The following is an 18574-nucleotide window of genomic DNA, read 5'->3' as shown; positions in this document are numbered from 1 at the left end:
CAGGAGTGCTAATATCATGCCGTGAACACAAGGAGTTCTGCCATGACTGCTTCCCTGACCGTCCCAACCAACGCACTTTCGGTGGCCAATCCCTGGTCGCTGGTGCCGCCGTTGGGCAATCTGGATGCCTATATCTCTGCGGCCAACCGCCTGCCTATGCTCACTCTGGAAGAAGAGCAGGAATACGCACGCAAGTTCAAGCAGGACAACGATCTCGAAGCCGCCGGAAAACTGGTGCTCTCGCACCTGCGTCTGGTGGTTTCCGTATCCCGTCAGTACCTGGGCTACGGACTGCCCCACGGCGACCTGATCCAGGAAGGCAATGTGGGCCTGATGAAGGCGGTCAAGCGTTTTGACCCCGATCAAGGCGTGCGCTTGGTGAGCTATGCCATGCACTGGATCAAGGCCGAAATTCACGAATACATCCTGAAAAACTGGCGCATGGTCAAGGTAGCCACCACCAAGGCCCAGCGTAAGCTGTTTTTCAATCTGCGCTCCATGAAGCAACGTTTCAAGAGCGACGACGCTGCGGCCGACCTGGGCACCCATCGCGACACACTGAACCCCGAGCAGATCGACGCGATGGCGCGCGAGCTCAACGTCAAGCCGGAAGAAGTGATCGAGATGGAAACGCGGCTTTCCGGCGGTGACGTGTTGCTGGACCCCAGCCCGTCTGACGACGGTGAAGACGCCTTTGGCCCGATCGCTTACCTGACCGACACCAACCACGAGCCGGTGGCCATGATCGAAGCGCGTCAGCGCGACATTCTGGCAACCGACGGCATTGCCACGGCACTCAGCAGCCTGGATGCACGCAGCCGCCGCATCGTGGAAGAGCGCTGGCTCAAGGTCAATGACGACAACTCCGGCGGTATGACACTGCACGACCTGGCCGCCGAATACGGTGTCAGTGCCGAGCGCATTCGCCAGATCGAGGTTGCGGCCATGAAGAAGATGAAGACGGCGCTGGCCGCCTACGCCTGATCACCTAGCAACATAAAACAAAGCCCCCGCAGCCCTGAACTGCGGGGGCTTTTTTTGTTCATGCCCTGCGCGTTTACGCGCCTTTGAGCAGGGTCTGGATGTCCTTGATCACCGCATCCTTGGGGCTGCCGTAGCGAGAGAATAAACGCAGTTGCCCTTTGGGGTCGTAAATGTAGCTGCCAGCCGAGTGGTCCATGCTGTAGCTGGTGGGCGTCTTGCCTTCCACCTTCTTGTAGTACACCTTGAAGTCCTTGGCTACTTGCTCCAGCTTCTGGGGCGGCGCGTAGAGAGCCAGGAAGGTCGGATCAAAGTTTTCCATGTAGGCTTTGAGCAGTTCCGGGGTATCGCGTTCGGGATCAACCGACACAAACAGCACCTGCAGCTTGTCGCCATCGGCGCCCAGCGCCTTTTTGACCTCGGCCATGTCGGCCATGGTGGTGGGGCACACGTCGGGACATTGGGTATAGCCAAAGAACATCACCACCACCTTGCCGCTGAAGTCCGTCAGGTGGCGCAACTTGCCGTTGTGGTCGTTCAACTCGAAAGCTTTGGCGTAATCGGCGCCGGTGACATCCACCGCGGAGAAGGAAGGTTTGGACTCGAAGCAGCCCCCCAGCAGCACGCTGGTAGCAAGAAGGGTTGCAGCGGCCAGGCGCTGCAGGGTTTGGCGTATATGGGTCATAGAGCCGTCAATCAAAGCAGATAGTGGTCCAATAGTAGCGCCGCGAACAGGGCGCTCAGGTGGATCAGGGAAAAACGGAAGGTCTTGCGCGCCAGCTCATCCGAATAATTGCGCAGCAACTTCCAGCCATACCAGCAAAAGCCCACGCTCAACGCCACGGCCACGGCCAAGTACAGCCAGGAGCTCATGCCGTAGACAAATGGGAGCAGACAGGCCGCAAACAACACAAAGGTGTAAAGCAGGATGTGCAAGCGGGTGAATTCGCTGCCGTGTGTGACCGGCAGCATGGGCAATCCGGACTTGCGATAGTCTTCCACGCGGTACAGCGCCAGGGCCCAGAAATGCGGTGGCGTCCACAAAAAGATGATGAGAAACAGGATGATGGCTTCGGGCCCTACGTCACCCGTCATGGCAGCCCAACCCAGCACCGGCGGCATGGCACCAGAAGCGCCGCCGATCACGATGTTCTGCGGCGTCAGCGGCTTGAGAATGACGGTGTAGACGACCGCGTACCCGACAAAGGTGGCAAAGGTCAGCCACATGGTCAGCGGGTTCACCCATAAGTACAACAACGTTGAACCCGCGATGCACAGGATGGCGGAGAACACCAATGTTTGCGTGTCACTCAACTGCCCGCGCGCCGTGGGCCGCCAGGAGGTGCGTTTCATCTTGGCATCGATTCCTTTTTCCACGATGCAGTTGAAGGCGGCAGCAGCTCCCGCCACCAGATAGATTCCCAGACAAGCCATTGCCGCCACGCCGACCTGTGCTGCACTGGGAACACCAGGAACAGCCAGCACCATGCCGATGAGCGCGCAAAACACAATGAGCTGAATCACGCGGGGTTTGGTCAGCGCATGGAACTGGCGCAGCACCGTCATATTGATCATGTAGAAGTTCGCAATCATTCAGTCACCTTTGCCTTGCACAGCGCAAGCATCCACACCAGCGCAGCCACCATGCCGGCGGCTCCACCGGTATGCAAAATGGCGGCCGCCATGGGCCAGCCCAGCACCACATTGCTCAATCCCGTGGCCAGTTGCAACAAGACCAAAGCCCCCAGCCAGCGGGCTGGTCTTTGCAACAGATCGTCTTTGCGCAGCCACCACGCCAGTGTGGTCAGAGCCAGTGCGGTGACCATGGCCAACAGGCGATGGGCCACGTGTATCGCAGTCATGGCCTGAAAGCTCAGGACGGTACCATCGGCGCTTTCGCCCAGCGGGCGCCAGATTTCAAAGCCACGCGCAAAGTCCATGGTCGGCCACCACTGTCCCTGGCAGCGTGGAAACTCGCTGCAGGCCAGCACGGCATAGTTGGTGCTGACCCAGGCGCCTGATGCCGCTTGAAGCACCAGTAGCGCGAGTGCTGCCGCGATCCATCGCGGCGCCACGGACGGTGCGGTGCGCGGACCGGAAGTCGACATGGCCGCGCCTTGCAGCGTCAGCAGTGCCAACAGGAAATAGGCTCCCAGCAAATGCAGGCTGACAATGGCGGGAAAGAGCTTCATGGTCACAGTAAGCGCGCCAAAGGCACCTTGCACACAGACCCAGACAAAGGTGAATGTAGGCAACCAATCTGCCCATGCAATGCGACGCTTCGCCCGTCGGATGGACATCCAGGACATGACCATCAGCACTGTGATGAGTGCACCTACCGCCGTGGCCAGATAGCGGTGCACCATCTCGACCCAGGCCTTGGACACGGTGACCGGCCCGCTGGGCATTTCGGTCTGTGCAGCATGGATGGGCGCATGTGCGGCCAAAGGACTCGCTTCACCGTAACAGCCCGGCCAATCGGGACAACCCAGCCCGCTGTCGGTGAGTCGGGTAAATGCGCCAAACAGGATCAGATCCAGCGTGAGAAACAGCGTCACCAGGGTCAAGGCGCGCAGCCGTGCTCGGGGAGCGGCTTGCTGGTGACGCAAACCAATCCAGGCGACTGGCGCCAGTGCCAGTAGCAGACCCAGGATCAGGATGGGCAATACCGGCGCAAGGTTGTAGAGCGGAACCGCCATGGGATTCAGGGACGACCAGCCTTGTCCCAACCTTCGGAACCGCGCATCAAACGTTCCAGGTCCTTCTTGATCTTAGGCGCAGTTTTCAGGTCCACTTCAGGGGCGAAGCGCATCATCCAGTTGCCCATGGGATCCACCACGTAAAGATGGTCTTCCAGCTGGGCGCCAGCTTGCGGAGCCAACCATTGCGCCAAGGCGGCCTTGGGGACGCGTATCACCGTGGCGCTGCGCAAGGCGGGCTGCAGTGTGTCTGCAACCGGTGCTTCATCGTCCACCAGCCAGACCCAGTCCACGCGGTCCTTGTCCTTGCCCAGACCTTCGCGCAATTGCCGTTGGAAATACAGGCGGTTGGTGCAGGCGGCATCGCACGCGCCGCCTGCCACGCTGACCAACAACCATTGGTCCTTGAGCGTGCGCAGATTGACCGGCTTGCCGTCCAGTGAGGTTCCCATCACGTCAGGCAGTGGCCTTTGCGGGTCGATCAGTTCGCCGTAATTGCGACGGCCGTCGGGACGCACCACGTAATAGGTGAAATAGGAAGCGACTACCGGTGCGGCACAGATCAGAAACACCAAGGCCATCTTCCAGCGCCCCACCCGGGTACGCGCAGCTGGATCAGCGGCAATCTCGGACGGTGTGGGCATGGAGTACACGGTCAGGCCCAGAGGCTGGTCTTCTTGCGGACTATCACTATGCATGAGGCTTCGAATCCTTGGAGCGGAAGTAAAGAGGTTTGAGAAACTGGAACCAGAGATACAGCAAGGCCATCAAGGCGGCCATACCAAACCACTGCAGGGCATAGCCGTAATGCTTTTCTACCCCTAGATTGACTGCGGGCCAGACGCGTTGCAATCCTTCGCTGCCGGGCCCCGTCTGAACCAATGTCACGGAAAGAAGCGGCAAACGGGTTTGTGCCCGGTACTGCTCCATGTTCAGATTCTGCCGTATCGGGGTCGTGGCGGGGCTGCCAAGCTCGAATAGCTTGCTGGGGGGCGGGGCAACCCGCCCTTCCACCGTCACCCAGCCGGCTGGTGTTTGCACCGCTGGCAGGGCGTCGCGTTGCTCAAAGTTGCGTGGGGCCCAGCCCCGCTGCACCACAATGGCCTGCTTGTCACCGTCCAGCATCAAGGGAGTGAGGACGAAAAAGCCCACCTTGCCATCCATTTGCCGGTTGTCCAGATAGACGGTCTGATCGGCCATCCAGTGCCCGCGCAGCTGCGCGTGCTCATGAATCAATACGCTTGGATCCGGGCTTGCAAGCAGTGTGGGCGTATCCAGGTAGTGCTTGGCACCTTGCGCATCCATGCTGGCCTGCAATGCCTCCTTTTCGGCCGCCCTGTGCAATTGCCAGCGCCCCAGGGAGCCGGTCACGCCGATGCCGACAACGGTGGCCAGTGTGATCCAGAAAAACCGCAGCCTGCTATTCACGGGATAATCGCCAGCATGTCATACCTTGTTGCACTGGTCTTTCTGGCCATTATTGCCAGCCTTGCGGCAGCGCTATTCTTCATGCTCCGAGGTGGAAGCCAGAATCCTGCGGACAAATCCAAACGCATGGCACGTGCCTTGGCGCTGCGGGTGGGCTTCTCGGTGCTGTTGTTCCTGTGCATTCTGCTGGCCTGGATGATGGGCTGGATCCATCCTACAGGCATACAGAGCGGGCAATAGAACTGTTGAGCAAGTGAAGGGACACCAATCAAAAAGGCACCGCGCGCGGTGCCTTTTTTTGGGGAGCTGCTGGACTTAGAGCCAATACACCAGAACATACAGTCCCAGCCAGACCACGTCCACGAAGTGCCAGTACCAGGCCGCCCCCTCAAAACCGAAATGGTTGTCGGCGCTGAAGTGACCCTTTTGCAAACGCAGGGTGATGAACAGCAGCATCAACATGCCCACCAGAACGTGGAAACCGTGAAAGCCAGTCAGCATGAAGAAGGTGGAGCCGTACACGCCGGAGCTGAGCTTGAGGTTCAGCTCAGTATAGGCATGGTGGTATTCATAACCCTGAACGCACAGGAACGTGATACCCAGCAATACCGTCATCCACATAAAGCCGATGGTCTTGCTGCGCTTGCCAGCCAGCAAGGCATGGTGTGCAATGGTCAAGGTAACGCCCGAGCTCAGCAGCAAGGCCGTGTTGATGGTGGGCAGGGGCCAAGGGCCCATGGTGGTGAAGGGTTCCACAGTTCCTGCAGGAGAGGCTGTCACGCCGGCAGCCAAGCTGGGCCAGACCGCCTTGAAGCCGGGCCAGAGCATGGAGTTGTCCAGGCTTCCCAGCGCAGGCACCGAGTGCGAACGGGCCCACCACAGTGCAGTGAAGAAGGCGCCGAAGAACATCACTTCCGAGAAGATGAACCAGCTCATACTCCAGCGGAACGACAGATCGATCTTGCGACCGTACTGACCGCCTTGGCTTTCCTTGATGGCATCACCAAACCACTGGTACAGAACGCCCAGCCACCAGATCAGGCCAGCGAACAGCGAGTACTTGCCCCATTGAACACCGTTGACCCATTGGCCTGCACCCAGAATGACAAAAAACAGGCCGAGTGCCGCCATGGCCGGATGACGCGATGGCCCGGGTACGAAGTAATACGGTGTTGATCCGTGTGTCGTTGAACTCATTTCGGCTCCATTCCTTCTTCTTAAAAACGTTTCAGCGATAGCGCCCTATTTGGCGACCACCCAATTGACCAAACCAATCAGCGACACCACAAACAGCAGCACCGCCACGAACCCAACCAACACCACATGCACTGGATTGACCTTGGCCAGATCATCCTGATAGCCCTTGCGGCTGCGTATGCCCAACAAGGACCATGCGACCAGCTTGATGCTGCGCGCAAATGAAGTGCGCTGCGCCGGAGCAGATGGCGGTTCGCTGGCCATCAGGTTCCCAATCCTGCCACGGGTGCCGGCTTCACGCTGGCCACAGGTGCCGGGGGCGTGCCACTGCCCACTTCAAAAAACGTGTACGACAAGGTGATAGTCTTGACGTCCTTGGACAGCTTGGAGTCCACCACAAACACCACCGGCCAAGTTTTCTTTTCACCCGGTTCCAGCGTGTACTGGTTGAAGCAAAAACACTCCACCTTCTGAAAATGCGCTTGCGCCTGCATAGGCGCGTAACTGGGAATGGCCTGCGCCGACATGCGACGGTTCTGCACATTCTGGAATTCGTACATTACCGTGGTCAGTTCACCCGGATGCACTTGCACCGAACGCTGCGCCGGTTTGAACTCCCAGGGGCCGCGCGAATTCGCATCAAACTCGACCGTGATGGTGCGACTCAAGTCGACCTGGGTGTTGGCCGCCACCTGGGCTTTCACTCCGGGGATGGACTGCTCACCCAGCGCCAACACGTTGATTCCGGTCAGCTCACAAATGGATTTGTACAGCGGCACCAATCCATAGCCGAATGCGAACATACCTGCCGTGACCACGGCAAGCTTGCCCATCATCTGGAGGTTGAGTCGCTGCAGATTCATCGCTCAATGGCCCAGCAGAATCATCTTGGCCATGAATCCCACAAAGAAGACCGCAGCCACAGACGCCAGGATCAGGCCCATGCGCAGATTAGCCTTCTTTTGCTCAGGAGTTTGTGCCATGGGCTCAACCAATCACGCGGGTTGCAGTGGCGTCCAGTTTGGGCGGGTTTTCAAAGGTATGGAAAGGAGCCGGAGAGGGAACTTCCCACTCCAGACCTTCGGCGCCTTCCCAGGGTTTCTGGGGCGCTTTTTCACCCTTGCCACGCATGGTGGGCACCACAATGAAGAAGATGAAGAACACTTGTGCCAGACCAAAGGCAAAGGCGCCAATGGAAGCCACAGCATTGAAGTCGGCGAACTGCATGGGGTAGTCAGCATAGCGACGTGGCATGCCGGCCAGACCCAGGAAGTGCATGGGGAAGAAGGTGACGTTGAAAGCAATCAGCGACCACCAGAAGTGGATCTTGCCGCGTGTCTCGTTGTACATCACTCCGGTCCACTTGGGGCTCCAGTAGTAATAGCCAGCGAACATGGCATACAGGGATCCGGCAACCAGCACATAGTGGAAGTGGGCCACCACGTAATAGGTATCCTGCAACTGGATGTCGATAGGTGCCATGGCGCAGATCAGGCCGGTGAAACCACCCATGGTGAACACGAAGATGAACCCCACAGCAAACAGCATGGGCGTTTCAAAGGTCATGGAACCGCGCCACATGGTGGCAATCCAGTTGAAAATCTTCACCGCGGTAGGTACCGCAATCAACATGGTGGCGTACATGAAGAACAACTGCCCAGTCACCGGCATGCCGGTGGTGAACATGTGGTGCGCCCAGACGATGAACGAAAGAATGGCGATCGAAGAGGTGGCATACACCATGGAGGCATAGCCGAACAGACGCTTGCGGGCAAAGGCCGGAACGATCTGGCTGATGATGCCGAAAGCCGGCAAGATCATGATGTACACCTCAGGGTGACCGAAGAACCAAAAGATGTGCTGATACATCACCGGGTCGCCGCCACCAGCCGGATTGAAGAAGCTGGTGCCGAAGTGGCGGTCCGTCAGCGTCATGGTAATGGCACCTGCCAACACGGGCATGACGGCAATCAGCAGGTAAGCGGTGATCAACCAGGTCCAGGCGAACATGGGCATCTTCATCAGCGTCATGCCGGGAGCGCGCATGTTGAGGATGGTCACGATGATGTTGATCGAGCCCATGATGGAAGACGCGCCCAGGATGTGCATCGCAAAAATGCCGGCGTCCATGCTGGGGCCCATTTGCAGGGTCAGCGGCGCATACAGCGTCCAGCCCGCAGCGGGTGCGCCGCCGGGCATGAAGAAGGAGCCTGCCAGCATCAGAGCCGCAGGAATCATCAGCCAGAAGCTGAAGTTGTTCATGCGGGCAAAGGCCATGTCACTGGCACCGATCTGCAGTGGGATCATCCAGTTCGCAAAACCCACGAAGCCCGGCATGATGGCACCGAACACCATGATCAGACCGTGCATGGTGGTCAGCGAGTTGAACAGCTCGGGGTTGACGAACTGCAGCCCTGGCTGGAACAGCTCGGCACGGATCAGCAACGCCAGCACCCCGCCGATCATCAGCATGGTCAGGCTGAAGATCATGTACAGCGTGCCGATGTCCTTGTGGTTGGTTGCAAACACCCAGCGACGCCAGCCCGTAGGGGCGTGGTGATCGTCATGGTGCTCATGGGCGTGATCGTGGTGGCCTAGAACTGCGCTCATTGTTTCTTCCTTCTCAATTCACTTCATGGGGCTTGCGTTGGTTGCCGAAGGCAACTACTTGCGCAAGGCCATCACGTCGGCAGGCTGCACCAGCTGACCGGTTTTGTTGGACCAATGGTTCTTGGTATAGGTGATCACGGCTGCGATCTCGGTGTCGTTCAGAGTCTTCCAAGACGGCATGGCACCATTGTTCTGGCCATTGAGCAGCACCTGGATCTGCTTGGACTTGTCTGCGTCCAGCACCACGGCCGCGCCATCCAGAGGCTTCACCGTGCCGCCGCCCTTGCCGCTGGCCTGGTGGCAGGACACGCAAGCACCCGGCGTGTTGTAAACCTTTTCACCACGTGCCATCAGATCTTCCAAGGTCCAGACCTTGGTGGGATCATCTGCCTTGGCTGCCATCTTCTTCTGTTCGGCTCCAACCCAGGCGGTGTAGTCTTGGGCGGACAGCACCTTCACGTGAATCGGCATGTAGGCGTGCTCCTTGCCGCACAACTCGGCGCATTGGCCATAGAAATCACCCGTCTTCTCGGCACGGAACCAGGTGTCACGTACAAATCCGGGGATGGCATCCTGCTTAATACCGAAAGCCGGCACCATGAAGGCATGGATCACGTCGTTGGCGGTGGTGATGATGCGGATCTTCTTGCCCACGGGAACCACCAAGGGGTTGTCCACCTTGAGCAGGTAATCGTTGACGACCTCGCCCTTCTTGGGGCCGCCGTTGTTGGACATTTCGCGCTGCTCCACGTCCAGCGTGGAAATGAAACCGATGCCCTCGCCTTCGCCCTTGAGGTAGTCGTAGCCCCACTTCCACTGCATGCCAGTGGCCTTGATGGTGAGGTCGGCATTGGTGGTGTCCTTCATGGCGACCACCGTCTTGGTAGCCATCAGACCCATGACCACCACAATGATGAAAGGTGCAGCCGTCCAGGCAATTTCAACCGCCACGCTTTCGTGGAACAGCGCAGCCTTGTGGCCCACAGACTTGCGGTGCTTCCAGATGGAATAGAACATCACGGCAAACACCGCAACGAAGATCACGACGCAAACAATCAACATGAACCAGTGCAACCACGCCTGATCTTCAGAAATTTTGGTCACACCCTGGGTCAGGTTCAACTGGTTAACCGACGGGCCTCCCGGCAAATCTTCGACCGCGCGTGCCAGCGTGAATGCTGCCGACCCGGCCCAAGCGGTGGCTGATATCAAAGCCGTCGCCAACCAATTGAAAACGCTCTTCATCGTTCGTACCTCTGTGTGCTGCTGCGTGCCGTCTCACTCACTGGCGTCCCTTAGCAGTTATCGGGACTCAATCACTTGATTGCCAGAAATTCTTTCGGGCGATTGTAGCCCAGCAGACCGCCCCCTAAGGTCAACGTAAGGTGCTTATGTCAAGCACGAAAGTCAATGGGAGTGGAACTAAGGTTTGATCTTGCGCAATGATTGGCGCAATTCATCCAAAGAGACCCGTGTTTCAGGGCGTACCGACATGCGCGCTGCGGGTTTGAAGGCATGTCCATAGATCACTTCGAAGGTCAGCGTGAGGCGACCATCCGGACCCCTCAATTGCCGCTCCAGTGCCTCGCTTAAGGAGCGGCGCCAATTGCGCCCGCGCAAGGCCGCAAACCGGTCTATGTGCAAATTACGCCCCAATCCACGCAGCTCCGCAAGCAGGGTTTCCCCAGTGGAGTAACTGAGTGTGATGTGCTCCATATCCATGATCGGCTCGGCAAATCCGGCGTGCACCAGCATGTCGCCCCAGTCGTGCATATCGGTAAACGCATGACTGGGCGGCGCCCACCCCAGTGCCTCATAGACCGTGCGCAGCTCACGCAGCGTATCGGGCCCCAGGCAGGAGAACATCAGAAAGCCGTCCACCTCCAGTGCGCCATGCCAGCGCTGGATCAGGGCCTGCGGATCGGCATCCATGTGCAGCGCCATGTTGGCCCACAGCATTTGCACCGGCTGCACAGGCGCATCAAATTGGACCCCGGCCTGCAACCAGCGGGCTGGGCGCCACCAGGCCTGCTGCAAGTGCTGCTGCGCCAGCTTCACTTGCGCAGGCGTTTCCTCCCGCACGTAGCTGTGGGCCTTGGGGTAACGGCGAACCAGCTGCTCATGTACCTGCCGCCCACCTTGCAGCGGCCCCCAGTGCATCCAGCTTGCGGGGGTACGTACTATCCATTGCAGACGATCCTCCATGCGCCGCGCCACTTCCTCGTGCAGCCAGGGCGATTCGGTGGGCAGATGGCGCGCCCAGCGGCTGGCGGCCGTCGGGTCTATGGAAGGAGGGCGTTTGGTGTTCATCGTTCTCGCAAATGGCTGAGGATCAGTATATTGGCGCCATGTTTCGCCAGTTGCTTGCCGGGATATCCCGCCACATCCCCAGCCAGTGTGCGGTCTGTCACGCCTGGCCGACGCGGGCAATTTGCGAACCCTGCGTACAACGCTTCGGGCAACCGGTGCATCGCTGCCCCACCTGCGCATGCTCCTTGCCCGATACCCTGATGCAATGTGGCACTTGCGTGGCAGAGCCGCCGCCATTGGATGCCGTTCTGGCCGCCGTGACCTATGACTTCCCATGGGCGGGGTTGATCGTCCAATTCAAGTTTCACCAGGGCACAGGATGGGCTCCCGGTTTTGCCGCACTGATGCGCAGCATGCCCTGGGTCGAGCCCGCTCTGGATTGCGCAGACTGGGTGATCCCCATGCCGCTGTCACCGACGCGACTGCAGCAGCGCGGCTTCAATCAGGCCCTGGAGCTGGCACGCGGTCTGGGCACCTCCAAACTGCAACACGACGTACTGCTTCGGATCAAGGAAGCCCCGCCACAAAGCACTTTGCCTCGCAAGGAGCGGTTGACCAACGTACGAGGCGCCTACGCCTTGGCGCCCGAATTCGCGCCTGCCGCCAAAGGCAAACGCATTGTCCTGGTGGATGACGTCATGACCACTGGCGCTTCCCTGCACGCTGCAGCACGGGCGTTACGCCGCGCGGGTGCGGCACACATCACTGCCATCGTACTGGCCCGTGCGGAATAATCGGGCATGTTCAATATCGTTCTCGTAGAGCCGGAAATCCCCCCAAATACCGGCAACATCATCCGCCTGGCGGCCAACACTGGATGCCATCTGCACCTGGTGGAGCCGCTGGGCTTCTCCATGGATGACAAACACATGCGACGTGCAGGCCTGGACTACCACGAGTACGCCAACCTCTGCCGCCACGCCGACTGGTCAACCTTTCTGCAGTCGGCTCAACCCGATCCTGCACGGATATTCACCTTGACGACACGGGGAACGCGTAGCCCGTTTGACCTGGCCTTCCAGGCAGGTGACTGGCTGGTGTTCGGCTCCGAGACCAAAGGCTTGCCCGACAGCGTGCGTGCGTTCTTTGCACCGCAACAGTGCCTGCGCCTGCCCATGCGCGAAGGTCAGCGTAGCCTGAACTTATCCAACGCGGTTGCCGTCACCGTCTTTGAGGCTTGGCGCCAGAACGGCTTTGCCTGAAGTCGGCAGAAGTCCTCAACGCTGGTCCAGCCACTGGCCGATCGGCTCCCACAGCTCCAGGTCACGTTCGACCTTGTGGGGAGCCACATCAAACAGCGTGAGCCCCTGGGCCGTCAGATGGATGAAGTTCTGGGTATCGCGAACGTAGCCCACCATGGGCAGCCCAATGGACTGCACAAACTCTGCGAGCTTGTCTGCGGCAATAGTCCGAGCATCTACCCGCATGCCGATGATGCCGACCCGGGCCTTGGCCGCGTGCGAATTGGCGGCCAGCTCGTCCAGAAAAGCACGGGTGGCATACATGTCAAAAATGCTGGGTTGCAGCGGCACCAGCACTTTGTCCGCCAGCTTCATGATGTCCTTGAACCGGCGGCCGTGTAGCCCGGCGGGAGTATCCAGCACCACGTGGGTAGTTCCTTTAGGGGGCTTGGCGACGTTCTCGCTGTCAAACTCCCACGTGCTGATGGTGCGGGCTGAAGGCGGGCGCAAACTCAGCCAAAGCCTGCTGGACTGCTGCCGGTCGGCATCCCCCAGCATGACCGCATGCCCCTTAGACGCGAAATAACCAGCGACCTGGGTCGAGAGGGTGGATTTCCCCACACCTCCCTTGGGATTGGCAACGACAACCACCGGCATAACCACCTCCGTAGCAATGAATGTAATGCCCTAATGGTACGAGTTTGATATAGGACAGTGGTTTGCCCACGCCCTTTAACCGAGGTCATGCTACGCTTGCCCCCCCATGTTCAGCCCCTCCCAAGAAGACGTCCGTCGCTTTTTCTGCGAAACCTTCGCCAAGGCTCGCGAGGGCAAGCCGCTGGAGGCGATCGAAATCATCGCCGCCCGCTGGATGGACGAACACCCTGAATACCACGCCGACTTTGCGGATGTTGACGCTGCGCTGGCCTCCATGTCCACCGTGGATGCCGGACGCACCAACCCGTTCTTGCATCTGTCCATGCACCTGTCCATCAGCGAGCAGTGCAGCATTGATCAGCCGCGTGGAATCCGTCAGGCCGTGGAGCTATTGACGCACAAGCGCAACTCCTTGCACCTGGCCCACCACGAAGCCATGGAATGCCTGGGCAAAATGCTGTGGGAAAGTCAGCAGGCCGGTCGACCGCCTGACGGCGACAGCTATATCGCCTGCATACAACGCCACGCCACAAAGGACTGACAGAGGCCTATGGAATCCTTTCAATGGGATCAGTGCTTTGTCACCGGCCAGGCCATGGTGGACGAACAGCATCACTACTTGGTTGACCTGATCAACCAGTTTGGCGACCTGCTGATGCAGCCGGAAGGCGCAAGCGCACAGGAAATCGAAGCCCTGTTCGGAGAGCTCACGCGCTACACCCAATACCACTTCAAGGAAGAAGAGGCATTGATGACCGGCGCGGGCCTCGATCCGATCCAGCTGAGTCACCATCTGAGAGAGCACACTCAATTCCTGAGCGATCTCGACCACATGCATGCGGAAGTCGCGGGCAACCAGTCCGAGGCTGCACACGCGTTGCTGCAATACCTGGCCAACTGGCTGGCGTATCACATTCTGGGCTCAGACCAGATGATGGCCGGAGCCATTCGCGCCATTGCCGAAGGTGTGCCGCCGCACGAAGCCTACCTCGCCTTTCATAAGAACAGGGACCCAGCCACTGCTTTGCTGCTGCAGGCCATGAACCGGTTGATCGAGCAGGTATCCGAGCGCAGCCGTGCCCTGTTCGAGCTCAATCAGACGCTGGAAGCCCGCGTCAGGGAGCGGACCCAGGCGCTCTCTGACATGAATGAGCAGTTGGAAAGCATGGCCATGACCGACGTGCTCACGGGTCTGCCCAACCGCAGGCACGCCATGCGCATTCTGGACACCGAGTGGAAGAAAGCACAGGCAACGGGGTCCGCCCTTTCCTGCATGATGATTGACGCGGATGGCTTCAAGAGAATCAACGACACCTGCGGTCACGATGCTGGCGATACGGTGCTTCGCACCCTGGCGCGCTGCATGACGGAGGCCGTGCGCAATGACGACGTGGTATGCCGCCTGGGCGGAGATGAGTTCCTGATTGTGTGCATGAACACCAACTTGCAAGGCACCCTGACGTCGGCCGAGAAAGTGCGCGAAGAAGTCTCTGCTCTACGAGTACACGCGGGTGGGGGTGAATGGCTTGGTAGCGTCAGCATTGGCGTGGCCCACGTCAACCCGGAACTGCAATCACAAGGCGTTGATGCGTGGCTGAAAGCTGCCGATGCAAGCGTTTACCTGGCTAAGCGTCGTGGCCGCAACTGTGTGGCCACGGTACAGGATCACGTCGCCTGAATGAACGGGGGCAGAAGCCCCCCCCCCCAATGCATCCTTAGCGGAAGCGGCTTTCGGGAACCGTCTTGAGCTCGCTTGGCAGGCTACCAACGTAGGCTGCTAGTTCCTTGAGCTCCGCGTTGGAGAACTGCTTGGCTACGCCGCCCATGATGGCGTTGCCGCGACCCACTTGTGCATTGCCTTCGGCCTTGTAGGACTTGAGCGCGACAAACAGATAGTCGTCATGCTGACCGGCAATGCGCGGGTAGCTGGGATCGATCGGGGCGCTGAAGCTGGCGCCGTGGCAGGAGGTGCAATTGCCCTTGGCAACCAGCTCGGCCGCCTTGCCAGTTGCTGCGGGCGCTGCTGCCAGTGCGGCGGCGCCTTCCACCACACCATTGGTGGAATAGAAAGCCGCCAGATCAGCGATGTCCTGGTCCGTCAGGGAAGCCGCAATGCCGCGCATGGTCGGGTGCTTGCGATCACCTTTCTTGTAGGCATTGAGCGCGCTGGCAATGTACTTGGCACTTTGACCGGAGATCTTCGGCACCTTGTGCACTTCGGGGAAACTGGCCTGGTAGCCGATGATGCCGTGGCATCCAATGCACATGGCGTTTTTCTTGGCGCCCGCCTTGGCATCACCTTGGACTTCCTGCGCTTGCGCAGTCACGAGGGTCACACAGGAGACAAGCGTGGCAGCTACGATCAAGAGAAGTTTGTTCATTTTGCAGAGACAATCCAAGAGTGATTGGTATAAATTGACTGGGCGGATTATATCGACCCACCCCCGCCATTTGCACAACGTTTGATCCCGATCAACCCTAATGTTTCTAACTTTGCTATGAAATTTACCGGCTCCCCCAATTACGTCGCCACGCAGGATCTGATGCTGTCGGTGAATGCCGCCATCACCCTGCAGCGCCCGTTGCTGGTCAAGGGCGAGCCCGGCACCGGCAAAACCATGTTGGCCGAAGAGGTGGCGATGGCATTGAAGATGCCGCTGCTGCAGTGGCACATCAAGTCCACCACCAAAGCCCAGCAAGGCCTGTACGAGTATGACGCAGTCAGTCGCCTGCGCGATTCGCAGCTGTCGGACATCGATGGCGGAGAGCGTGTCAAAAACATCCACAATTACATTGTCAAGGGCGTGCTGTGGCAGGCCTTCACTTCCGAGCAACCGGTCGCCCTGCTGATCGACGAGATCGACAAGGCCGATATTGAATTCCCCAACGACCTGTTGCGCGAAATCGACCGCATGGAGTTCTACTGCTACGAGACGCGCGAGCTGATCAAGGCCAAGCACCGCCCCCTGGTGTTCATCACCTCCAACAACGAGAAGGAACTGCCCGACGCCTTCTTGCGCCGCTGTTTCTTCCACTACATCAAGTTCCCGGATGCCACCACCATGCAAAGCATCGTGGACGTGCACTTTCCTGGCCTCAAGCGCGAACTGCTGAATGCCGCCATGAAGACCTTCTTCGAGATCCGCGGCCTGCCAGGACTCAAGAAAAAGCCTTCCACCAGCGAACTGCTGGACTGGCTCAAGCTTCTCATGGCCGAAGACATCCCGCTCGAAGCCCTGCATGGCAAGGATGACAAGACGAGCATGCCGCCCCTGGTAGGCGCACTGCTCAAGAACGAACAGGACGCCACCCTGTTTGAGAAGCTGATGTTCATGCAACGCAACAACCGATAAGACACCCACCATCCCAACACAAGGAATCGCCATGGCATTTGTAGAGCCCGTCAACCTGTCCGCCCGCGGCGTGGAACTAGTCCCCCTGTCCCTGGAGCACGAAGCCGGTCTGCGCGCCGCCGCCGCAGACGGAGAGCTCTGGAACATCCGCGTCACTTCCGTGCCCGAACCCGAGCAGACCCGCAAATACATTGAAGACGCCTTGGCCATGCGTGAAGCAGGCAACCGTTTTCCCTTTGTTGTGATTGAGTCTTCCACCGGCAAGGTGCTGGGTAGCAGCAGCTACCACGACATCGTGCCCGCCGTAAAACGCGTGGAAATCGGCTGGACCTGGTACGCCAAGAGCGTGCAGCGCAGCCATGTGAACAGCACCTGCAAACTGCTGCTCATGACCCATGCGTTTGAAACCCTGGGCTGCCACGTGGTCGGATGGCGCACGGACAACTTCAACTTCGCCTCGCAGGCCGCCATTGAGCGCCTGGGCGCCAAGAAGGATGGCGTCTTGCGCGGCCACGCATTGCGCCGTGACGGCACCATCCGCGACACCGTGATGTACAGCCTGCGCAGCGGCGAGTGGCCCGAAGTCAAGGCGCAGCTGCTGCATTCGCTCAACAAGCCACGCGGCTGAGGACAGCCCTCACGCACCATGCTGCTCGACTTCTTCTACACCCTGCGTGCGGCCAAGCTGCCAGTCTCCGTCAAGGAGTACCTCACGCTGCTGGAGGCGTTGCAAAAAGGCGTGGTCGGCCCGCGCGTGGCCGCACCTGGCAGCAACGAGGATGGCACTGGCTACCAGGTAGATGACTTCTACTACCTGAGCCGCACGGCGCTGGTGAAGGACGAGAAGCACTACGACAAGTTCGATCGTGCCTTTGCGGCCTACTTCAAGGGTGTGGAGCTGGTGACCGATTTCACCCAGGACATTCCACTGGAATGGCTTCGCAAGAACCTGGAACTCAACCTCAGCCCCGAGGAACTCGCCAAGATCGAGAAGATGGGCTGGGACGAGCTGATGGAAACGCTCAAGAAGCGGCTGGAAGAACAGAAGGAACGCCACGAAGGCGGCAACAAGTGGATAGGCACCGGCGGCACCTCGCCCTTCGGCGCCTACGGCCAGAACCCCCAGGGCATACGCATAGGCCAGGACAAGAACCGCAGCAAGAGCGCGGTCAAGGTCTGGGACCAGCGCGCCTACAAGGACTATGACGACACCCAGGAGCTGGGCACGCGCAACATCAAAGTGGCGTTGCGTCGCTTGCGCAAATTCGCCCGCGAAGGCCATGAGGAAGAGTTGGACCTGGACGAAACCATCAGCAAGACAGCGGCCAACGCCGGCTATCTGGACATCAAGATGCGGCCCGAACGCCACAACAACGTCAAGGTGCTGCTGCTCATGGATGTGGGCGGCACCATGGACGAACACATTGCGCGCGTGGAAGAGCTGTTTTCCGCCACCAAGACCGAGTTCAAGCACCTGGAGTTCTACTACTTCCACAACTGCGTGTACGACTTCATGTGGAAGAACAACCGGCGCCGCTATGCCGAGAAGTTCGAGACCTGGGACATCATCCGCAAGTACAACAAGGAATACAAGCTCATCTTCGTGGGCGACGCCACCATGAGTCCCTACGAAATCCTGCAGCCCGGCGGCAGCGTGGAATACAACAACGAAGAGGCCGGAGCCGAGTGGCTACAGCGCCTGACCCACGCCTTCCCCAAGTTCGCCTGGATCAACCCCGAACCCCAGGGCGTATGGCAATACCGCCAGAGCATTTCGCTCATTCAACAGTTGGTCAGCCAGCACATGTTCCCGCTCACCCTCAAGGGCCTGGAAGATGCCATGCGGCACCTGAGCAAATAACGCGACGGCTTTACTTGCCCGGCATCACCCCGTCGAGGGCTCCGCCTGGGCACAACCGCGGGGAAAGCTGTGTACAAACCGCACAGACCTGTGGATAACAGCGCATTTCTCCACCTTCTTCTGGAATTTGTTCTAAATTGTTGTCGATCTCCGGATACGCATTGACAAGACAACCCGCTGGTGAAATATTCCCCCTTACGAAAGAGAATTGCCGAGGTCCTTCCGAGTGCCAGTGGGCGTCAAGGTTTGCAACCGAGTGCAAGCACCCGGCTCCCAGCTGTTTGAGGTCAACCAACC

At 59.2% G+C, this 18574-nt stretch carries 23 protein-coding genes; 9 read left to right on the top strand and 14 right to left on the bottom strand.

Annotated features, from left to right (window positions below; all coding sequences use genetic code 11):
- The first annotated feature begins 42 nt into the window (after window positions 1–42).
- Window positions 43–984 carry an RNA polymerase sigma factor RpoH gene (gene rpoH / locus AAGF34_RS12255; RefSeq protein WP_342620879.1) on the top strand — a complete coding sequence of 314 codons (942 nt, stop codon included), beginning with the start codon at window positions 43–45 and terminating at the stop codon, window positions 982–984.
- A gap of 73 nt (window positions 985–1057) precedes the next feature.
- Here rpoH and AAGF34_RS12250 read toward each other — a convergent pair whose 3' ends face one another.
- The 5 genes from AAGF34_RS12250 to AAGF34_RS12230 are packed head-to-tail and all read right to left on the bottom strand — an operon-like array spanning window position 1058 to window position 5108.
- A complete protein-coding gene (locus AAGF34_RS12250; protein ID WP_342620878.1) occupies window positions 1058–1666 on the bottom strand; it encodes an SCO family protein in 609 nt (202 codons plus the stop codon).
- Between the two features lie 11 nt (window positions 1667–1677).
- Window positions 1678–2574 (bottom strand): heme o synthase, encoded by an 897-nt coding sequence (gene cyoE / locus AAGF34_RS12245; protein WP_342620877.1) that lies wholly within the window; start codon window positions 2572–2574, stop codon window positions 1678–1680.
- Entirely contained in the window at window positions 2571–3680 is a 1110-nt protein-coding gene (locus AAGF34_RS12240; RefSeq protein WP_342620876.1) for a COX15/CtaA family protein, read from the bottom strand. Before AAGF34_RS12240 ends, cyoE begins: the two co-directional genes overlap by 4 nt.
- Window positions 3681–3685: 5 nt before the next feature.
- Window positions 3686–4378, bottom strand: coding sequence for a hypothetical protein (locus AAGF34_RS12235; protein WP_342620875.1), 693 nt, complete (start codon window positions 4376–4378; stop codon window positions 3686–3688).
- Window positions 4371–5108, bottom strand: a complete 738-nt coding sequence (locus AAGF34_RS12230) for an SURF1 family protein (RefSeq protein WP_342620874.1) — start codon at window positions 5106–5108, stop codon at window positions 4371–4373. The genes AAGF34_RS12235 and AAGF34_RS12230 overlap by 8 nt, the downstream gene beginning before the upstream one ends.
- 15 nt (window positions 5109–5123) lie before the next feature.
- Between AAGF34_RS12230 and AAGF34_RS12225 the strand changes: the two genes are divergently transcribed.
- Window positions 5124–5348 carry a twin transmembrane helix small protein gene (locus AAGF34_RS12225; protein ID WP_342620873.1) on the top strand — a complete coding sequence of 75 codons (225 nt, stop codon included), beginning with the start codon at window positions 5124–5126 and terminating at the stop codon, window positions 5346–5348.
- A gap of 75 nt (window positions 5349–5423) precedes the next feature.
- Here the strand turns inward: AAGF34_RS12225 and AAGF34_RS12220 are convergent, their stop codons facing one another.
- From AAGF34_RS12220 to AAGF34_RS12190, 7 genes are all read right to left on the bottom strand, one after another.
- Window positions 5424–6305: a cytochrome c oxidase subunit 3 gene (locus AAGF34_RS12220; RefSeq protein WP_342620872.1), complete on the bottom strand. Its 882-nt coding sequence runs from the start codon at window positions 6303–6305 to the stop codon at window positions 5424–5426.
- A 45-nt stretch (window positions 6306–6350) separates the two neighbouring features.
- Window positions 6351–6569, bottom strand: a complete 219-nt coding sequence (locus AAGF34_RS12215) for a DUF2970 domain-containing protein (protein WP_342620871.1) — start codon at window positions 6567–6569, stop codon at window positions 6351–6353.
- Window positions 6569–7168 (bottom strand): cytochrome c oxidase assembly protein, encoded by a 600-nt coding sequence (locus tag AAGF34_RS12210; protein ID WP_342620870.1) that lies wholly within the window; start codon window positions 7166–7168, stop codon window positions 6569–6571. Before AAGF34_RS12210 ends, AAGF34_RS12215 begins: the two co-directional genes overlap by 1 nt.
- 3 nt (window positions 7169–7171) lie before the next feature.
- The gene (locus AAGF34_RS12205) at window positions 7172–7288 is read right to left on the bottom strand and encodes a cytochrome oxidase small assembly protein (protein WP_342620869.1); all 117 of its coding nucleotides are present in this window, start codon (window positions 7286–7288) and stop codon (window positions 7172–7174) included.
- A 4-nt stretch (window positions 7289–7292) separates the two neighbouring features.
- Window positions 7293–8915, bottom strand: coding sequence for a cytochrome c oxidase subunit I (gene ctaD / locus AAGF34_RS12200; RefSeq protein WP_342620868.1), 1623 nt, complete (start codon window positions 8913–8915; stop codon window positions 7293–7295).
- A gap of 54 nt (window positions 8916–8969) precedes the next feature.
- Window positions 8970–10160 (bottom strand): cytochrome c oxidase subunit II, encoded by a 1191-nt coding sequence (gene coxB, locus AAGF34_RS12195; RefSeq protein WP_342620867.1) that lies wholly within the window; start codon window positions 10158–10160, stop codon window positions 8970–8972.
- 177 nt (window positions 10161–10337) lie between these two features.
- Window positions 10338–11225, bottom strand: coding sequence for a biotin synthase (locus tag AAGF34_RS12190; protein WP_342620866.1), 888 nt, complete (start codon window positions 11223–11225; stop codon window positions 10338–10340).
- 185 nt (window positions 11226–11410) lie between these two features.
- On the opposite strand from AAGF34_RS12190, the gene AAGF34_RS12185 reads away from it, so the two are divergent.
- Window positions 11411–11959 (top strand): phosphoribosyltransferase family protein, encoded by a 549-nt coding sequence (locus AAGF34_RS12185; protein ID WP_342620865.1) that lies wholly within the window; start codon window positions 11411–11413, stop codon window positions 11957–11959.
- A 6-nt stretch (window positions 11960–11965) separates the two neighbouring features.
- Entirely contained in the window at window positions 11966–12427 is a 462-nt protein-coding gene (gene trmL / locus AAGF34_RS12180; protein WP_342620864.1) for a tRNA (uridine(34)/cytosine(34)/5-carboxymethylaminomethyluridine(34)-2'-O)-methyltransferase TrmL, read from the top strand.
- A gap of 15 nt (window positions 12428–12442) precedes the next feature.
- On the opposite strand, the gene AAGF34_RS12175 is transcribed toward trmL, so the two are convergent.
- Entirely contained in the window at window positions 12443–13063 is a 621-nt protein-coding gene (locus tag AAGF34_RS12175; RefSeq protein ID WP_342620863.1) for a ParA family protein, read from the bottom strand.
- A 106-nt stretch (window positions 13064–13169) separates the two neighbouring features.
- Here AAGF34_RS12175 and AAGF34_RS12170 point away from each other — a divergent pair, with 106 nt between their 5' ends.
- Window positions 13170–13604, top strand: a complete 435-nt coding sequence (locus AAGF34_RS12170) for a DUF1841 family protein (RefSeq protein WP_342620862.1) — start codon at window positions 13170–13172, stop codon at window positions 13602–13604.
- 9 nt (window positions 13605–13613) lie between these two features.
- On the top strand, window positions 13614–14741 hold the full coding sequence (locus AAGF34_RS12165) for a GGDEF domain-containing protein (protein ID WP_342620861.1): 1128 nt from the start codon (window positions 13614–13616) through the stop codon (window positions 14739–14741).
- Window positions 14742–14778: 37 nt separating this feature from the next.
- On the opposite strand, the gene AAGF34_RS12160 is transcribed toward AAGF34_RS12165, so the two are convergent.
- Window positions 14779–15444, bottom strand: a complete 666-nt coding sequence (locus AAGF34_RS12160; protein ID WP_342620860.1) for a c-type cytochrome — start codon at window positions 15442–15444, stop codon at window positions 14779–14781.
- 117 nt (window positions 15445–15561) lie between these two features.
- Here AAGF34_RS12160 and AAGF34_RS12155 point away from each other — a divergent pair, with 117 nt between their 5' ends.
- Genes AAGF34_RS12155 through AAGF34_RS12145 form a run of 3 tightly spaced genes read left to right on the top strand, consistent with a single transcriptional unit; the run spans window position 15562 to window position 18277 of the window.
- Complete coding sequence (locus tag AAGF34_RS12155; protein ID WP_342620859.1) at window positions 15562–16416, top strand: MoxR family ATPase; 855 nt, start codon at window positions 15562–15564, stop codon at window positions 16414–16416.
- Between the two features lie 31 nt (window positions 16417–16447).
- Entirely contained in the window at window positions 16448–17044 is a 597-nt protein-coding gene (locus tag AAGF34_RS12150; protein ID WP_342620858.1) for a GNAT family protein, read from the top strand.
- A gap of 18 nt (window positions 17045–17062) precedes the next feature.
- On the top strand, window positions 17063–18277 hold the full coding sequence (locus AAGF34_RS12145) for a VWA domain-containing protein (protein WP_342620857.1): 1215 nt from the start codon (window positions 17063–17065) through the stop codon (window positions 18275–18277).
- The last annotated feature ends 297 nt before the right edge of the window (window positions 18278–18574 follow it).

Source organism: Rhodoferax sp. GW822-FHT02A01, assembly GCF_038784515.1.
GTDB lineage: Bacteria > Pseudomonadota > Gammaproteobacteria > Burkholderiales > Burkholderiaceae_C > Allorhodoferax.
The sequence above is the reverse complement of the archived record's forward strand: the minus strand, read 5'-3'. Positions and strand labels throughout refer to the sequence as shown.

What these genes read in the sequence shown, in the direction of transcription:
- AAGF34_RS12175 (WP_342620863.1), bottom strand. Translation starts at nt 13,063, where the DNA reads ATGCCGGTGGTTGTCGTTGCCAATCCCAAGGGAGGTGTGGGGAAATCC.
- rpoH (WP_342620879.1), top strand. Translation starts at nt 43, where the DNA reads ATGACTGCTTCCCTGACCGTCCCAACCAACGCACTTTCGGTGGCCAAT.
- AAGF34_RS12150 (WP_342620858.1), top strand. Translation starts at nt 16,448, where the DNA reads ATGGCATTTGTAGAGCCCGTCAACCTGTCCGCCCGCGGCGTGGAACTA.
- AAGF34_RS12215 (WP_342620871.1), bottom strand. Translation starts at nt 6,569, where the DNA reads ATGGCCAGCGAACCGCCATCTGCTCCGGCGCAGCGCACTTCATTTGCG.
- AAGF34_RS12220 (WP_342620872.1), bottom strand. Translation starts at nt 6,305, where the DNA reads ATGAGTTCAACGACACACGGATCAACACCGTATTACTTCGTACCCGGG.
- AAGF34_RS12250 (WP_342620878.1), bottom strand. Translation starts at nt 1,666, where the DNA reads ATGACCCATATACGCCAAACCCTGCAGCGCCTGGCCGCTGCAACCCTT.
- AAGF34_RS12155 (WP_342620859.1), top strand. Translation starts at nt 15,562, where the DNA reads ATGAAATTTACCGGCTCCCCCAATTACGTCGCCACGCAGGATCTGATG.
- AAGF34_RS12170 (WP_342620862.1), top strand. Translation starts at nt 13,170, where the DNA reads ATGTTCAGCCCCTCCCAAGAAGACGTCCGTCGCTTTTTCTGCGAAACC.
- AAGF34_RS12165 (WP_342620861.1), top strand. Translation starts at nt 13,614, where the DNA reads ATGGAATCCTTTCAATGGGATCAGTGCTTTGTCACCGGCCAGGCCATG.
- trmL (WP_342620864.1), top strand. Translation starts at nt 11,966, where the DNA reads ATGTTCAATATCGTTCTCGTAGAGCCGGAAATCCCCCCAAATACCGGC.
- coxB (WP_342620867.1), bottom strand. Translation starts at nt 10,160, where the DNA reads ATGAAGAGCGTTTTCAATTGGTTGGCGACGGCTTTGATATCAGCCACC.
- AAGF34_RS12210 (WP_342620870.1), bottom strand. Translation starts at nt 7,168, where the DNA reads ATGAATCTGCAGCGACTCAACCTCCAGATGATGGGCAAGCTTGCCGTG.
- AAGF34_RS12145 (WP_342620857.1), top strand. Translation starts at nt 17,063, where the DNA reads ATGCTGCTCGACTTCTTCTACACCCTGCGTGCGGCCAAGCTGCCAGTC.
- AAGF34_RS12205 (WP_342620869.1), bottom strand. Translation starts at nt 7,288, where the DNA reads ATGGCACAAACTCCTGAGCAAAAGAAGGCTAATCTGCGCATGGGCCTG.
- AAGF34_RS12190 (WP_342620866.1), bottom strand. Translation starts at nt 11,225, where the DNA reads ATGAACACCAAACGCCCTCCTTCCATAGACCCGACGGCCGCCAGCCGC.
- cyoE (WP_342620877.1), bottom strand. Translation starts at nt 2,574, where the DNA reads ATGATTGCGAACTTCTACATGATCAATATGACGGTGCTGCGCCAGTTC.
- AAGF34_RS12225 (WP_342620873.1), top strand. Translation starts at nt 5,124, where the DNA reads ATGTCATACCTTGTTGCACTGGTCTTTCTGGCCATTATTGCCAGCCTT.
- AAGF34_RS12235 (WP_342620875.1), bottom strand. Translation starts at nt 4,378, where the DNA reads ATGCATAGTGATAGTCCGCAAGAAGACCAGCCTCTGGGCCTGACCGTG.
- ctaD (WP_342620868.1), bottom strand. Translation starts at nt 8,915, where the DNA reads ATGAGCGCAGTTCTAGGCCACCACGATCACGCCCATGAGCACCATGAC.
- AAGF34_RS12240 (WP_342620876.1), bottom strand. Translation starts at nt 3,680, where the DNA reads ATGGCGGTTCCGCTCTACAACCTTGCGCCGGTATTGCCCATCCTGATC.
- AAGF34_RS12160 (WP_342620860.1), bottom strand. Translation starts at nt 15,444, where the DNA reads ATGAACAAACTTCTCTTGATCGTAGCTGCCACGCTTGTCTCCTGTGTG.